The organism is Polaribacter vadi (genome assembly GCF_001761365.1).
GTDB classification, from domain to species: domain Bacteria; phylum Bacteroidota; class Bacteroidia; order Flavobacteriales; family Flavobacteriaceae; genus Polaribacter; species Polaribacter vadi.
The window spans coordinates 2,621,109-2,637,689 of record NZ_CP017477.1 but is presented as its reverse complement, the minus strand read 5'-3'; the positions used below and the strand labels follow the sequence as shown (position 1 = coordinate 2,637,689).

Annotated in this window: 13 protein-coding genes; 5 read left to right on the top strand and 8 right to left on the bottom strand. The window is 30.9% G+C overall.

All coding sequences use genetic code 11. From position 1 onward, the window contains the following. Positions 1-7 precede the first annotated feature (7 nt). From LPB03_RS11385 to LPB03_RS11370, 4 genes are all read right to left on the bottom strand, one after another. A complete protein-coding gene (locus LPB03_RS11385) occupies positions 8-2,020 on the bottom strand; it encodes a fumarate reductase/succinate dehydrogenase flavoprotein subunit (protein ID WP_065319731.1) in 2,013 nt (670 codons plus the stop codon). A 12-nt stretch (positions 2,021-2,032) separates the two neighbouring features. Beyond that, entirely contained in the window at positions 2,033-2,710 is a 678-nt protein-coding gene (locus LPB03_RS11380; RefSeq protein ID WP_065319730.1) for a succinate dehydrogenase cytochrome b subunit, read from the bottom strand. Between the two features lie 148 nt (positions 2,711-2,858). Continuing rightward, entirely contained in the window at positions 2,859-3,470 is a 612-nt protein-coding gene (locus LPB03_RS11375; protein ID WP_065319729.1) for a DUF6973 domain-containing protein, read from the bottom strand. Between the two features lie 106 nt (positions 3,471-3,576). Further along, complete coding sequence (locus LPB03_RS11370) at positions 3,577-6,408, bottom strand: VPS10 domain-containing protein (protein WP_083187223.1); 2,832 nt, start codon at positions 6,406-6,408, stop codon at positions 3,577-3,579. A 120-nt stretch (positions 6,409-6,528) separates the two neighbouring features. Between LPB03_RS11370 and LPB03_RS11365 the strand changes: the two genes are divergently transcribed. Together LPB03_RS11365 and LPB03_RS11360 are read left to right on the top strand one after the other, a co-directional pair. Beyond that, positions 6,529-6,795, top strand: a complete 267-nt coding sequence (locus tag LPB03_RS11365; RefSeq protein ID WP_065320123.1) for a GlsB/YeaQ/YmgE family stress response membrane protein — start codon at positions 6,529-6,531, stop codon at positions 6,793-6,795. A 169-nt stretch (positions 6,796-6,964) separates the two neighbouring features. Then, positions 6,965-8,284 (top strand): DEAD/DEAH box helicase, encoded by a 1,320-nt coding sequence (locus LPB03_RS11360; protein WP_065319728.1) that lies wholly within the window; start codon positions 6,965-6,967, stop codon positions 8,282-8,284. Between the two features lie 101 nt (positions 8,285-8,385). On the opposite strand, the gene LPB03_RS11355 is transcribed toward LPB03_RS11360, so the two are convergent. Genes LPB03_RS11355 through LPB03_RS11345 form a run of 3 tightly spaced genes read right to left on the bottom strand, consistent with a single transcriptional unit; the run spans position 8,386 to position 11,755 of the window. Continuing rightward, the gene (locus tag LPB03_RS11355) at positions 8,386-9,153 is read right to left on the bottom strand and encodes an MbnP family protein (RefSeq protein ID WP_065319727.1); all 768 of its coding nucleotides are present in this window, start codon (positions 9,151-9,153) and stop codon (positions 8,386-8,388) included. A 4-nt stretch (positions 9,154-9,157) separates the two neighbouring features. After that, on the bottom strand, positions 9,158-10,495 hold the full coding sequence (locus tag LPB03_RS11350; RefSeq protein ID WP_065319726.1) for a hypothetical protein: 1,338 nt from the start codon (positions 10,493-10,495) through the stop codon (positions 9,158-9,160). 12 nt (positions 10,496-10,507) lie between these two features. After that, positions 10,508-11,755, bottom strand: coding sequence for a choice-of-anchor B family protein (locus LPB03_RS11345; protein WP_065319725.1), 1,248 nt, complete (start codon positions 11,753-11,755; stop codon positions 10,508-10,510). A gap of 164 nt (positions 11,756-11,919) precedes the next feature. Here LPB03_RS11345 and thiL point away from each other — a divergent pair, with 164 nt between their 5' ends. Next, complete coding sequence (thiL, locus tag LPB03_RS11340; protein ID WP_065319724.1) at positions 11,920-12,969, top strand: thiamine-phosphate kinase; 1,050 nt, start codon at positions 11,920-11,922, stop codon at positions 12,967-12,969. A 29-nt stretch (positions 12,970-12,998) separates the two neighbouring features. Next, on the top strand, positions 12,999-14,168 hold the full coding sequence (locus LPB03_RS11335) for an MFS transporter (RefSeq protein WP_065319723.1): 1,170 nt from the start codon (positions 12,999-13,001) through the stop codon (positions 14,166-14,168). A 30-nt stretch (positions 14,169-14,198) separates the two neighbouring features. On the opposite strand, the gene LPB03_RS11330 is transcribed toward LPB03_RS11335, so the two are convergent. After that, positions 14,199-14,987, bottom strand: a complete 789-nt coding sequence (locus LPB03_RS11330) for an alpha/beta fold hydrolase (protein WP_317039011.1) — start codon at positions 14,985-14,987, stop codon at positions 14,199-14,201. A gap of 42 nt (positions 14,988-15,029) precedes the next feature. Here LPB03_RS11330 and LPB03_RS11325 point away from each other — a divergent pair, with 42 nt between their 5' ends. Then, on the top strand, positions 15,030-16,580 hold the full coding sequence (locus LPB03_RS11325; protein WP_065319721.1) for a serine hydrolase: 1,551 nt from the start codon (positions 15,030-15,032) through the stop codon (positions 16,578-16,580). The last annotated feature ends 1 nt before the right edge of the window (position 16,581 follow it).

Sequence of the window (16,581 nt, the reverse complement as noted above, 5' to 3'; positions counted from 1 at the left end):
GACTTTTTTATTTATATGAACGTTGTTTCAATTCAATATCGTTAAACTCTAATTGTTCTTTATGCAAAACTGCATCTTTTGGCTCACCTTTGTATTCCCAAGCAGAAACGAATGCAAAATTTTCATCATCACGTTTAGCTTCTCCTTCTTGTGGACCATCAATTTCTGCAGACTCTTCTCTAAAATGCCCACCTGCAGATTCTTCTCTTACCAAAGCATCTTTTGCAAATAATTCTCCTAATTCTAAGAAATCTGCAACTCTACCTGCTTTTGCTAATTGCTCATTATATTCATGATCATCTCCAGGAACATTTACATTTTTCCAGAAATCTGTTCTTAGTTCAGAGATTTCATGAATCGCTTCTTTTAAACCTGCTGCGTTTCTAGACATTCCACATTTATCCCACATAATTTTTCCTAATTTTTTGTGGTAATAATCTACAGAATGTGTTCCTTTATTATTGATAAAGAATTTAATTCTATCTGCAACTTCTTTTTCTGCTGCTTCAAATTCTGGAGTATCTGTTGATATTTTTCCTGTTCTAATATCATCAGCTAAATAATCTCCAATGGTGTATGGTAATACAAAATAACCATCTGCTAAACCTTGCATTAAGGCAGATGCTCCTAATCTGTTTGCTCCATGATCAGAGAAATTAGCTTCTCCAATTGCATAACAACCAGGTATTGTCGTCATCAAATTATAATCAACCCAAACACCACCCATTGTATAATGTACAGCTGGATAAATCATCATTGGTGTTTCATACGGATTTTCATCTACAATTTTCTCATACATTTGAAATAGGTTTCCGTATTTTGCTTTCACAATCTCTTGACCTAATTCTTTAATTTTTGCATCGGTAGCATTTACAATTCCGTGTATTTTTGCTTGTTCTGTTCCATATCTTACAAAAGATGAAGCAAAATCTAAATATACAGCTTCACCAGTTGCATTTACTCCATAACCTGCATCACAACGCTCTTTTGCTGCTCTAGAAGCAACATCTCTTGGTACTAAGTTTCCAAAAGCTGGGTAACGTCTTTCTAAATAGTAATCTCTATCTTCTTCTTTTAATTGTGTAGGTTTTAAAGTTCCTGCTTTTATAGCTTCTACATCTTTTAAATGTTTAGGAACCCAAATTCTACCATCGTTTCTTAAAGATTCAGACATCAATGTTAATTTCGATTGATAATCTCCAGAACGTGGAATACATGTTGGGTGAATTTGCGTATAACAAGGGTTTGCAAAATACGCTCCTTTTTTATGGATTTTCCAAGCAGCAGTTACATTAGAACCCATTGCATTGGTTGATAAGAAATAAACATTTCCATAACCACCAGAAGCAATTACAACTGCATGTGCAGAATGCCTTTCTATTTCTCCTGTAACTAAATTACGTGCAATAATTCCTCTTGCTTTTCCATCAACAATAACAACATCTAACATTTCATGACGATTGAACATTTCAATCTTTCCACGAGCAATTTGTCTGTTCATTGCAGAATAAGCTCCTAATAATAATTGTTGACCAGTTTGTCCTTTAGCATAAAAAGTTCTAGAAACTAAAACCCCACCAAAAGAACGGTTATCTAACAAACCACCATAATCACGTGCAAAAGGAACTCCTTGTGCCACACATTGATCGATAATGTTTGCAGAAACCTCTGCTAATCTATATACGTTTGCTTCACGAGATCTATAATCTCCACCTTTTACAGTATCGTAAAATAATCTGTAGGTAGAATCTCCATCTCCTTGATAATTTTTTGCTGCATTAATTCCTCCTTGTGCTGCAATTGAATGCGCTCTTCTTGGCGAATCTTGATACGCAAATGATTTTACATTGTAACCTAATTCCGCTAATGTTGCAGAAGCAGAACCACCTGCTAAACCTGTACCTACAACAATAACATCTATATGACGCTTGTTAGCAGGATTTACTAAATTAATGTGATTTTTATATTCTGTCCATTTATCTTTTAACGGACCTTGTGGTACTTTTGAATCTAAAGCCATAATTATATAAGATTAATGGTTTAAGTGATGATATAAAGCAATAAAAATAAAACCAGCTGGAATTATAATTGAATATGCTTTACCAAATATTTGTAAATTTCTCTTTCTGATTGTTGATGCTCCCATAGATTGGAATGCAGATGCAAAACCATGTGCTAAATGCAAGCCTAAAAAGACAAATGCAAGCACATAAGCACCAACTCTTAAAGGACTTACAAATTTATGAACTAATTCTTCATGATATCTAAAACCATCTACACCAGCCATTGTTCCTGACCAATCTCCTTGTATAAATTTTGTATTGATTTCTGGAAACCAAAAATCTATAAAATGCAATACAATAAATGCTAAAATGGTAAGGCCACTCCAAATCATGTTTCTGCTCATCCAAGAAGAATTTGCACTTCCATTGTTTTTTGCATAAGATACTTTTCTTGCTCTTGAATTTCTTATTTCTAAAATAAAACCCATTACAAAGTGAAAAACAACTGCAAAAATTAATACAGGTTGTAATGCAAACTGAACTACAGGATTTGTTCCCATAAAATGAGAAACTTCATTAAAAAGTTCTGGGCTAAAAACCGATAAAATGTTTATTGATAAATGCTGTAAAAGGAAGAACATAAGGAAAAATGCTGAAAGTGCCATCGCCACTTTTCTTCCAATTGAAGATTTGAAAAATCCGCTCATTGTTTAAATTGTTATAATTTTGAGCACAAAAATACGGCTAAACAATTCCGAAAACAAAGAATTTACAACGTTTTCGACTGTATTTAGAACAATTTTAAATAAGTTGGTTAAACGTTTAAATAACAGTAAGACTTTGATTTAATTTATACTAATTTGAAGCAGCCAAACATTTATTATTTTTCCATTTTCCTTTTAAAGATTCTGGTGATATAACTTCTCCTTCACAAGTTAAAAAATCGCCCTTTTTATTTTTTTTAATCACCTTCATTTTACCTTTTTTAATAGCATTTACTACTTTATAAATAAGGCTTTTTTGAGATAATTCGCTTCTTTTTACTGTTAGTTTTAATCCTTCTTCATTGTTATGTAAATCCATTATTGATGAGATTTCATCTGGCACTACACCATCTTCCAATTGATTTTTTTTAAAGGTTTTATAATTTTCCTTTTCATGTGCTTTTCCTAAAGAACGTGCTGCAGATTTACCAATTTCTTGTCGTAAACGAGCCATCCAATAAGCATGTCTAAAAGCATCTACTTGACCTCCAGAAGCATCTCCATCTAGTAAATTTGTTTTTTTTATGGAATCTGAAACTCTGTTTGCTTCTTGAGAAATTCTGTACGATTCTTTTGCTTTAAAAGGATGAAAAAAAACCCAAACTCTTTTTGGTCCAGATAAATCAAAAAAACTTTTAAAGTTTGATTGCGCATTTGTTAGCATCGAAATCATAAAAAATAATAGGGTAAGCTTTTTTTTCATTCCTTTTTTTTAACCCAAAAAAGCTTTCGAAACTTTTTTGGGCTTAATTATTTACTTTTTAAATGATTATTTTTATAAAGGTTATCGTTAAAAATAACATCATATTTTACTTTATCTCAAATGCCGATTTTGCATCACCAATTTTTACAACATATTTTCCTTTCGGTAAATAATAAACATCGTTTGCAGCAGCTTTTAATTTAGCTTCCTTGTTTGCTTTTTCATAATTTTTTAAGCCTTTTTTAGAAAAAGAAACATCAAAATTGAATTCATTATAACCTTTATCAGCATTTATAGTAATAGCATTTAGCAACGTTTCTCCTTGGTAAATTTCTAAATCTACTTTTTTATCAGCATTTACATAAAAAGGAATAGTAATTTCTGGCTCATATACATCTCTCCACTGGCTCCAAGAACGTCCCCAACTTCTGTTTTGTCTGATATCTGAGACATCAAAAACATAACTTTGTTTTGCTAAAATTGCATCCGTCATTTTCTGTATTGATGAAACATCTGCTTTATACAAACTACGTCCATGTGTTGCTACAATTAAATGTTTTGCTGTTGGCTGAATTACCAAATCATGCACTGCAACATTAGGTAAGTTTTTATTGAAAATACTCCAAGAACTTCCTTTATCAAAGGAAACATACAAACCATTGTCTGTCCCAACATATAAAATGTTTTCGTTTTTTGGATCTTCTTTTATGACGTTTACTGGTGATGTTGGAATATCTTTTCCAATATTCTCCCACGTTTGTCCATAATTATCAGACTTATAAACATAGGTTGTAAAATCGTCAAATCTATAGCCATTTAAAGTTGCATACACTGTTTCTTTTTTATGTGCTGACGCAATAACTCTAGAAACCCATAAATCTTGTGGTAAATTATCTGAAACACGCGTCCAACTTCCTCCTCCATTTTTGGTTACGTTGATATAACCATCATCTGAACCTACATAAATTAATCCAAATTGAAACGGACTTTCAGATATTGAAGTTAGCGTTCCGTAAGCAACATTTCCTTTTTTTCCTCCAGTTGTTAAATCGTCTGAAATAGTTTCCCAATCATCTCCTTGGTTTAAAGATCTATGTAATTTATTACCTCCTAAATATAAAATATCTTGATTATGTTTTGATAAATGAATAGGAGTTTGCCAGTTAAATCTGTAAGGATTTTCGCCTAAAGTATGTTTTGGCTGTATGTATTTTTGGTTTCCTTTTGCTCTATCAATTCTATAATAATTTCCAAATTGAAAACCTGTGTACACAATATTTTGGTTTCTCTCATCAACTTGAACTTGCATTCCATCTCCACCCATAATTGACTCATAAGGGTTTTGACCTCTTTGCAGCCAACCTTTATCAATTCTTGCAGTATTGTCTGCCACCCAAACTCCATTATCCTGCAAACCACCATACACTTTATAGTTTTTTTGAGTATCTGCATATACAGAGTAAAACTGCCCAACTGCAGGTTCGTTTAATTTTGTCCAATTTTCTCCATCATCATAAGAAAGGTTTAAACCACCATCATTTCCGTTTAAAATATGTCCAGATTTTTTAGGATTTACCCATAAAGCTTGATGATCTGAATGCACATTTTCTGCATTAATTGAGGTAAATGTTTTTCCACCATCTTTCGATTTTATAATCGGAACTCCTAAAACGTAAATTCCGTTTTCATCTTGTAAATCAACTCTAATTTCGCCAAAATAATACCCATAAGAACTATATACACCTTCCAAATAATTATCGTGAGTTTTTTTCCAAGACTTCCCTCCATTTATAGTTTTAAAAACCTCTGCTCCTATTACTTCTGAATCAAACAACATTGAGTTTGCATCTTCTAAATAACTAGCTAAATCCATTGGTTTTACAGAACCAACACTCACCATTTGTTTTACATTTTGTGCTCTGTATTTTTCTTGGAAACCGTTATTTTTTAAATAATTATTTAACCTACCATCATCTAATTTTAAAAAATCATTCGTAGACATGGTTTTAAAATCTTCTTTCGTTAATTCGTCTGAAGCTTTTTTAGCAGCACCTTTTGGTCTTCTAAATTGACTATCATGCAAAGCATACACTGTATTTTCATTAAAAACGGCTAAACCAATTCTACCAACTCCATCTCCTGTAGGAAAACCACTTTTGTCTGCAATTTTTGTCCAAGAAGTTCCTGCATCTGTACTTTTATAAATCGCAGAATTTTTTCCATCACCATCAAAATTCCAAGCTTTACGTTCTCTTTCCCAAGAAGCTGCATACATTATATTAAAATTTTCTGGAACAAAATCAACATCAATAATTCCTGTGTTTTCATCTATATAAAGAGATTTTGTCCATGTTTTTCCTCCATCAATAGTTTTAAAAATACCTCTTTCTTCATTTGATGAATATAAATGACCAATAACAGCCACAATAACTTCGTTTGTATTATTTGGATTGATGATAATTCTACTAATATGATGAGAATCTGTTAACCCAACATTTTGCCATGTTTTACCTTTATCCGTAGATTTTAACATTCCAATTCCTGCATAACTTGAACGTGAAGAATTTTTTTCTCCTGTTCCCACCCAAATTGTTTCTGAGTTCCAATCTACAGCAATATCTCCAATATTTTGTGTTGGAGAATTGTCTAAAACAGGCGTAAAAGTTGTACCATTATTATTCGTGTACCACAAACCACCAGAAGCATAACCTACATAAAACTCTGTTGAGTTTTCTGGATTTACAGCAACATCTGCAACTCGACCACTCATTACTGTTGGCCCCATATTTGTAAAGTTGATGTTTTTTACAAGCGAGTTTTTGGTTAATTTTTCTTTATCAATTAAAGCACTCTCAACAGTTGAAGAACTTGTTGGTTTTGATTGACTTAAAATAATTGATGTAAAAAAAATGAAGAAATAAAAGGTAAATTTTTTCATAAAATATAAAGTTTGGTCTTTTTTAAAGCCACTAAAATATTAGTTTTTAAAGATATACTTTAGTTTTTATTGTTAATTTTTATTAAATTTGAAGTAATTAATCAATTAAAAATTATTACAATGGGAATTTTGTACACAATTATTATTGGAGCCATCTGTGGTTATATTGCAGATGTTTTAATGAGAGACAATGGCTTTGGCTTATTAGTAAATATTATTATTGGAATTGCAGGAAGTTTTGTAGGATCTTGGATTTATGGCGAATTAGGTTTAAATATTAATGTAAATCCTTACTGGTTAAGAGACATTATAATTGGTGCAACTGGTGCAGTTGTAATTCTTTTTTTAGTTGGTGTTTTAAGAGGAACTCGAGGCAGAAGAAGGTAACTTTTTAGCAATAAAAAATAAAAAAGATGCTTTGTAGCATCTTTTTTTATGCCTAAAAAGTACTCAAACAAAATATTAATAGAATATTAATAGACTACAAGCCACAAATGAACGTACATTTGTAGCCTATTTAGAAACAACAAATTATTTGTTTCTTTAAAATATAATTATGTCGTTCAAATCATTAGGATTATCTGATGCTTTAATAAAAGCAGTAGAAGAAAAAGGATACACAACTCCTTCTCCAATTCAACAAAAAGCAATTCCACATATTTTAGAAGGTAAAGATATTTTAGCTTCTGCACAAACAGGAACAGGAAAAACAGCAGGTTTTACCTTGCCAGTTTTACAATATTTAACAGCTACAAAACACCCAAAATACAGACCTTTACGTGTTTTAATTTTAACACCTACAAGAGAATTAGCAGCTCAAGTACACGAAAATGTTAGAGAATATAGCAAATATGTAGATATTAGATCTACAGTTGTTTTTGGTGGTGTAAAAGCAGCATCGCAAATAAAAACATTAAGACAAGGAGTAGATATTTTAGTAGCAACTCCTGGTAGATTATTAGATTTACATGATCAAAAAGCCGTTTCTTTTAAACGAGTTGATGTGTTAATTTTAGATGAAGCTGATAGAATGTTAGATATGGGTTTTGCAAGAGACTTAAACAAAATTATTAGTTTTATGCCTACAAAGCGTCAAAATTTGATGTTTTCTGCAACTTTTTCTAATGATATTAAGAAATTAGCAAGTGGTATTTTACATAATCCTGTGGAAGTAGAAACTGCTCCACAAAACTCGACTGCAAAAAAAGTATCTCACAAGGTTTATAATGTTGATAAAAATCAAAAAACGCCTTTAATTATTAAGTTGATAAAAGACAATAATTGGGAGCAAGTTTTAGTTTTTACAAGAACAAAACATGGTGCTAATAAATTAACTGAAAAGTTGATAAAATCTGGTATTTCTGCTGCTGCAATTCACGGAAATAAAAGTCAAGGTGCAAGAACAAAAGCGCTTAAAAACTTTAAAGATAATTCTATTAAAATTTTAGTAGCAACAGATATTGCTGCTCGTGGTTTAGATATTCCTTTATTGCCTCACGTTATTAATTTTGAACTGCCAAATGTACCTGAAGACTATGTGCATAGAATTGGTAGAACAGGAAGAGCTGGTGCAGAAGGAGAAGCAATTTCTTTGGTTTGTAGTGAAGAAACTGAATACCAAAAAGAAATAGAAAAAATCTTAAACGAAAAACTAAAAACTTCTGTTTTAGAAGGTTTTGAACCAACTGATACTGCACCACCAAAAAGAGCAGCAACACAAAGTAAAGGTTCTTTTGGAAAGAAGAAAAAAGGAGGAAGTTCAGATTCTGCTAATCAAAATAAACCAAAAAGAAAACCACATTTTAAAGGCAATAAACCTGCAGGTGCAACTTCTGGAAGAGGAAGAACTGGCGCTCCTAAAAAGAAAAGATATTAAGTTTCTTTTTTTCAACAAAAAATAAAATTAGCAAATTTTAGATAAATTTTTAAAAACTACATGATTCTCGGTTTTAGACTGAATCATGTAGTTTTTAAATATTACTGAGTAACTTCACCTAAAGAAAAAACAGATTTTCCATTAGCGCTCATTAAAATTTGAGCATCAAAATTTGGCATTAAAACTGTGTTTAATTCGTTTAAATTCCAAGTATTTGGATTTTTAAACCATTCTGCAATATTTGCTTTAATTGTTATTTCTGAATCATTTATAAAACTTAAAGTGCCTAAATCAACTTCAAAAGAGGTGTCTTCAAAAATTAAATTATTTGGATCTGACCTGTTTACAGCTCTAATTACATGATAATTAAAATTTGCATCTGCATTATTTGTGTCTTTATATTTGCCATCAAATTGCATATAGTGATAACCTCCACCCAACATTCCTGGAACATTAAAAGAAGCTGAATTTAAATCTTGATAAACGCCATCTTTGTTATCTTCATCAGTAAAACCAAATGTGAATTTTAATTGATAACTGCCAGGAAATATTTTTTCTGGTAAAGTTAAATTGAATCCTTTTTCTTCTTCTATATCAATTAAGTTATAATTACTAAAAGTAAAAATTTCATTTCCATTGATAAGTCTAATATTAGAAATTACATATCGTAAACGTGAAACGCTAACAGATTCGCCATTTTTAGTGGTGAATTTAAAGTTGTTAAAATCTGATGAACTGATATTACTTCCATCCCAATTATGAGTAAATTTCAGGGAAACATTTTTTGACGGATTTACACAACAGTCTTTTTCATCTTTACATGATGAAAATGCAATTATTACAAATAAAAGCATGATTATTTTTTTCATTTTTCTATTTTATTTTGATGATTAAACCATCTGAAAAACCTTTATTTTCAAGAATTTTATTGTCTGAACTACTAGTTTCTCCAACAGCAATTATACTTTGATCATTCAACTCTATAGCATCAAATAAAAACTCGTTTTGTGAGCCACCAACAAATTTTTGCCATACTTTGTTACCTGAGTTATCAACTTTTAAAATCCAAGCATCATTTTGACCTTGATTTGTGAAATCTACATCTGAACTTCTTGAATTTCCTGCAATAATAAAGCCATTATCTTGCGTTTTAGAAATGGAACGAGCCACATCAAAACTGCTTCCTCCATGGGTTTTTTCCCAAATTAAATTTCCATCCGTAGAAATTTTTATAATCCATAAATCTGCACCTCCATTATTTACACGAACGTCTTTATCTTGACTTCTTGTATCGCCAACAATCACAAAATTACCATCGTTTGTGTTTGTAATTCCTCTTGGCTCTTCTATTTCTGAACCTCCAAAACTTTTTTCCCAGATTAAATTTCCATCACTAGCAATCTTTAAAACCCAAAAATCATACGTGCCTTTATTGTTTGTAATATTAAAATCTTCACTGTCTGATGAAGCTGCAATTAGATAATTATTATCTGCAGTTTCTACAACTCCAAAAGGCGTATCTGTAAAGGAACCTCCAAAATATTTACTCCATTCTAAATCCCCTGAATTAGTTAGTTTAATTGCCCAAACATCTCCACCTGCATGTTTTTGAGCAACTTTGGAATTTCCTTGTCCATTAGAAGCTGTAACATCTAAAACACCTGTAATTAAATAGCCATTATCTGAAGTTTGTATAAATGTTGTGCCAGAATCTGAACCTGAATATCCAAATGTTTTTTGCCAAGAAATAACACCATTTGCAGTGATTTTTAAAAACCAAAAATCTTGATTTCCTTTATTGTCTGAAACATCTCCATCTGCACTTTTACTAAAACCTAAAAGTGCAAAACCACCATCTTGAGTTGCTACAACATCATAACCTCTATCATCATCTGAACCTCCAAAAGTTTTTTGCCAAAGCAAAGTGTCTTCGGATGAAAATTTCATCAACCAAAAATCGAAACTTTCGTTTGTTTTATCAGTAATATCAAAATCGTTGCTTTGTGTGTATCCTAAAATTGCATAACCTCCATCAGCAGTTTTTACAACAGATTGAAAAACATCGTTTTTAGAACCACCAAAAGTTTTTACAAATTTGGTTTCTTCTAAATTTGTTATAGGATTTTCTGTCCCTTCATCTTTTGAACAATGAATACATAAAAAGAGTATTGCTAAAAAGGATATTGCTAAAAAGGGTATTTTTTTTATCAATTTTAGTAATTATTATTCAGATTTTTTAATCAGAAATAAACCTCTTTCAATATCACTTACAGCAATAACATCACTTTCAAAATAAGGATATACGTTCCAAGCACCATGAAAAGAAGTGTTATTATTTTCTGGATACGTATCAAAAAATGCAATTTCGTTTAAGTTTTTGTTCCTAATATCAGAAATATCAATCATCCTTACACCTGCAGTATAATTTGCTTGATAATAGGTATTGTCTTTTACGTAACCATTATGATCTATGGCTTCAGTTGGCCCAAAATACTCGCTTGATAATACTGGATTATCCAAATCCAATAAATCGAAAATTAAGATTCTTGTTTTATCAACTTTACCATCAACTTCATCTAACTCATCACCAACAATAAAATAACGTTGGTTTTCTGTAAACCAACCTTGGTGCGTATATGCTTCATTTGCATAGGTTATTTTAGAAATTTCTATAGGATTTGTTTTATCAGTTACATCTACAATAACTACTTCATTTGTTCCAAATCTTTCTCCATTGCTAGACACCATAATTTCTTTAGATGCATAATCTGTATCTGGTCCTTTATAATTAATTACTTGTGCATCATGTGCATAACCAGCTTCTACAAAATTACCTTCTATTACTGGATTTGTAGGATTTTGAATATTGATAAAAAGTGGACCTCCACTTGCTTGTGAAGTTCCTACAGCATAAGCATATCCTGAATCTTCGTTTATTACAATATTATGTGCGTTTCCAAAATCTGATAACGTAGTTTCTGCAGTAAATATTTCTGGTGGATTTACCACATTTCTTAAACGTGTTAAATCGAAAACTTGCATTCCATGACTTGTAGCTTCACTCACTACAAAAGCGTGATTATTATAAACTTTTATGTCTCTCCAATCGCTATTTACGGTTGCTGTTGGTAAAAAACCAAGTACAATTGGCTCTGTTGGATTGCTAATATCTACAAAAGAAACTCCTGAATTTAAGCCCATTAAAACATACTCTTTATTTGTTGTACTATCTGTCCAACCCCAAGAATCGTTTCCTTCTACATTTGAAAAAGCAGTAGTTGTTGGATCTAAATCTTCTGTACTTATGTGTGCCAGTAAATCGTAACCATTACAAGGATAGATATCTGCAAAACCATTTTCGCATTTTGCTAAAGGCATAATTTCGGAATCAACGTTTAAAGTTGGAGTTTCTATGTTATCTTTAGAACAGCTAAATGCTAATATTAGTGACAAGAAAAGGATTTTTTTCATTCTTTGTGTTTTAATATGATGACTTACAATTTAATAACGAATTTATAAATTTTAAAGTATTTTTAATGAGAAACAATCTTATAAAATAATTTATATTTTTTTTTGATTAAAAATCTCTGGGAAACTAATCAACTCAATTTTTAGAATGTACTTATCTTTGCAATATGTTAGAAGATAAAAATACGCAAAAAACATCATTAGCTGAATTAGGAGAATTTGGCTTGATTAATCATATTACAAAATATTTTAAGGTAGCAAATTCATCAACCATAAAAGCTGTGGGAGATGATGCAGCAGTTTTAGATGCATCAGAACAACAAACTTTAGTAACTACAGATTTGTTGATTGAAGGTGTGCATTTCGATTTGAGTTATATGCCTTTAAAGCATTTAGGCTACAAAGCTGTGATGGTTAATTTGAGCGATGTGTATGCAATGAATGGAGTTGCAGAACAAATTACAGTTTCAATTGCAGTTTCTAATCGTTTTCCTTTAGAAGCTATTGAAGAATTGTATGCAGGAATTCAATTGGCTTGCGAAACGTATAATGTTGATTTAATTGGTGGAGACACAACCTCATCTACCAAAGGAATTTTAATTTCTGTGACTGCAATTGGTAAGGTTGATAAAGGTGAAGCTGTGTATAGAAATACAGCCAAAGAAACCGATTTAATTGTGGTTTCTGGAGATTTAGGTGCAGCTTATTTAGGCTTGCAAGTGCTAGAAAGAGAAAAACAAGTTTTTAAGGTTGATCCAAATAATCAGCCAGATTTAGATAATTATACGTATTTAATTGAGCGTCAATTAAAACCTGAGGCTCGTAAAGATGTTGCAGGTTTATTAAAAGAATTGGACGTAAAACCAACTTCTATGATTGATGTTTCTGATGGATTATCGTCTGAACTTTTTCATATTTGTACACAAAGTAAAGTGGGTTGTAAAATTTATGAAGAAAAATTGCCTTTCGATCCTCAAGTAATTTCTACTTGTGAGGAATTTGAATTAGATTCTACCATGGTTGCTTTAAGTGGTGGTGAAGATTACGAATTGTTATTTACAGTGCCAATCGCAGATTTTGATAAAATAAAAGGAAATCCACATTTTTCTATTATTGGGCATATTACAGCAGAAAACCAAGGTTTACAATTAGTAACAAGAGCAAACCAAGAAATTGAATTAAAAGCTCAGGGTTGGAATTCTTTACAGAAAGATTAATTTTTAGTTAATTAATATTTTCATTTTTGATGAAATCATTACGTTTAATTCTTTCTAATTTAATTTATTTTGCACCTTCTTGGGTATTTTCATCTATCAATATTTTAATTGGTACTTGGATTCTTTACATTCCGTTTATCAAACTTAAATTTGTTTTAAATGATGGTGAAGTTGGTTTTGCGTTGTTTTTTACAGCTTTAGGTTTGTTGATTACCATACCTTTTATACCAAAAATAAACAAAAGAATAGGTGTTGGTACATCAACCAAAATAGGAATATTTCTTTTGGCAATTGCATTTAATTTTCCATTATTAGCACCAAATTATATATTGCTTTGTGCATCATTAATGGTTGTTGGCGTTTTTTCTGCGTTTACAGATGTTTCTTTAAATGCACTAACATCAAATATCGAAAAAAGAGAACAACAAAATTTTATGTCTGCTGCACATGGTTTTTTTAGTTTAGGTGGTTTTGTAGGTGCAGGAATTGGGAGTTTGTTTATTAGTCAATTTTCTAATCCTCAATTACACATGGGTATCATTTCTGTTTTTGTAATGATTACCAACTTATTTTTATCAAAAAATTACGCATTTGTAGTTGGCGACAAAAAAGAAAAATCAACAAAGAATTTATCATTTTTTAAAAGCATAAAACCTCTTTTGGTCCTTGCAATAATTGCTTTTATAATTATGTTTAATGAAGGTGCTGTAGAACATTGGAGCAATTTATTTCTTTTTGATATTGTAAAAGTTTCTGAAAGTAAAGCTGGTTTAGGATTTATTATTTTTTCTTTAACGATGACAATAGGTCGTTTTTTAGGCGACGGATTTAGCCAACAATTAGGTTCTAGAAAAACGATTGTATTTTCTACGATCATTGCATTTGTAGGCTATTTATTTATAATAATGTCTAGCTTAACTTTTAGTGTTTTGGGCTTTGGTTTATTAGGTTTCGGACTTTCCGTAATTATTCCAGAAGTATATAGAATTGCAGGAAATAACAAAGATTTAGAAACTTCTTTTGCTATTTCAATTGTGTCAGGAATTGGTTTTGTTGGTTTTTTAGTGGGTCCAGTAATTTTAGGAGCTATTTCTAATTTTAGCAGTTTGGTTGTTAGTTATGTTTTTTTATCAATCTTGATAATTATTGCTTTTGGTTTGGGCTTGTTTGGGTTGAAAAAAAAGGTTGATAATGTTTAATTTATAGTTAATTTTATAATACTATAAAATTTAACAGTCTTTTATAAACGCTTTTAAAACCCCAATAAGTTCCTCTCTATTTTCAATATGACTCATATGTCCACCAGATAAAACTTTAAGTTCAGCATTTGTTTTTTCGGACTCTAAAATTGCTGTTTTAGCATCTAAAACAGGGTCTTTTTCGCCAACAATAATTAATTTTTTAAAATTATTTTCTGATAAAATATGATTTCTATTTGGGCGAATTCGCATACCTTCGCTTGCAGCAATATATCCTTGAACTGGTGTTTTTAATGCTTCTTGCAAAGCCAACTTGATTTCTTCTTTAAAAGTTGTTCTACTTTCTAAACTGAATAAGTTTGAAAAAGACATTTTTACCAAATTTTCAAAATTATTTTGAGCCATTTTATTAGCGCGAATTCTTCTAATTTTTAAAGCTTCTGAATCTGCATTAGAAGTTGAATTTAATAAGCATAAACCCTTTATTTTAGTAGGATTATTTTTGGCAAGAGCCAAAGAAATATAACCTCCTAAAGAATGGCCAACCAAAATATATTTTCTAATTTTTAAGTGTTTCAAAACAGTTTCAATAGCTTCTGCAAAAAGTTCCATAGAATGTACATAACCCAAACAATCGCTTTTTCCATGACCTAAAATATCAACAGTAATAATTCTATTATTATTAACAAGTGCTGGAATTATATTTTTCCACATGGTAGAATTTTCTAAAAATCCGTGGATTAACACAACAGCTGTACCTTTTCCTTCGTCAGAAAAAGAAATGTTTGCATTTTTAAAAAGTATTGATTTTTGCATCATACAAAAATATGTATATTTCAACTTTAAAAGAACCTAGCAATTATGAAATTCTCAAAACTATTTACTTTTTTATTTTTATCTTTTTCCTTAGCGTTTTCAGCGCAAATCAAAGAAAAAAATTTAGACAAATTAATCAATGAAACATTAAAAACTTTTGATGTTCCTGGTATTTCTGTCGGTATTTTAAAAGATGGGGAAATGGTTTATACAAAAGGATTTGGAGTTCGTTCTCTTACAAATAAAAAAGAAATGAATGAAAATACCTTGGTTGGAGTTGCCTCTAACAGCAAAGGTTTTACATGTTTTGCATTGGCAATGATGGTGGATGAAGGCAAACTAAATTGGGATGATAAAGTAAGAAAACACATTCCAGAATTTCAATTATATGATGCTTGGGTTACAGACCAATTTACGGTAAGAGATTTAGTAACACACAGAAGTGGAATGGCTTTAGGTGCTGGAGATTTATTGTTTTTTCCAGAAGGCAATGATTTTACAGTAACAGATGTCATCAACAATGTAAAATATTTACAACCAGAAAGTTCTTTTAGAAGCGAATTTGCATACAACAACAATATGTTTATTATTGCTGGCGAAGTTTTAAAACGTGTGAGTGGTTTAACTTGGGAAGAATTTATTGAGCAAAAAATTATGCAACCTGTTGGCATGACAAACAGTAAAGCATCTTATAACAGAGTTACAAACAGAACAAATATTATTGATGCACACACAAGAACCGAAGGCAAAGTTGTACAAATTCCACATGATTGGAGCGAAACTGCAAACGCTGCTGGAGGAATTGTAAGCAATGTAAAAGACATGCTAACTTGGGCAAAATTTTTAATGAATGATGCTGTAACAGCCGAAGGAAAAAGATTGTTAAGCACAAATCAATTTCATGAACTTTGGCAACTGCAAACGCCCTTAAAAGTTGGTAAAAACGATTGGTACAATTCCAATTTTAGAGGTTATGGTTTAGGTTGGTTTTTAACGGATGTAAAAGGTGGTTACAAGCAGGTTTATCATACAGGAGGTTTGCTGGGTACAGTTACACAATTCACCATGATTCCAGATTTAGATTTAGGCATTATTGTTTTAACAAATCAAATGAATGGAAATGCTTTTAACACGATTACAAATACAATTAAAGATAGTTATTTAGGTTACAAAGACAGAAATTGGCTAAAAACCTATGGAGATAAAAACACCAAATATTTACAGTTTAATGATAGCTTAAAAGCAACTGTTTACAATAAAGTTGAATTAGCAAAAACCAATAAAAATTTACCAAAACCAGCTCAAATTACGGGTACTTATACTGATAATTGGTTTGGAGATATTGTAATTTCCTTTGATGAAAATAAGTACACTATAAAAAGCAAAAGATCTGCTGATATTATAGGCGAATTAGTACCTTATAACCAAACAACATTTGTTGCAAAATGGAACAACAGAAGTTTTGATGCAGACGTTTTTGTGAATTTTACCTTTGATGAAAAAGGAAATGCTACTGGCGCAGAAATGAAGTTTATTGCACCAATTACCGATTTCAGTTTCGATTTTGAACATTTAAACCTTAAAAAAATCAATTAAT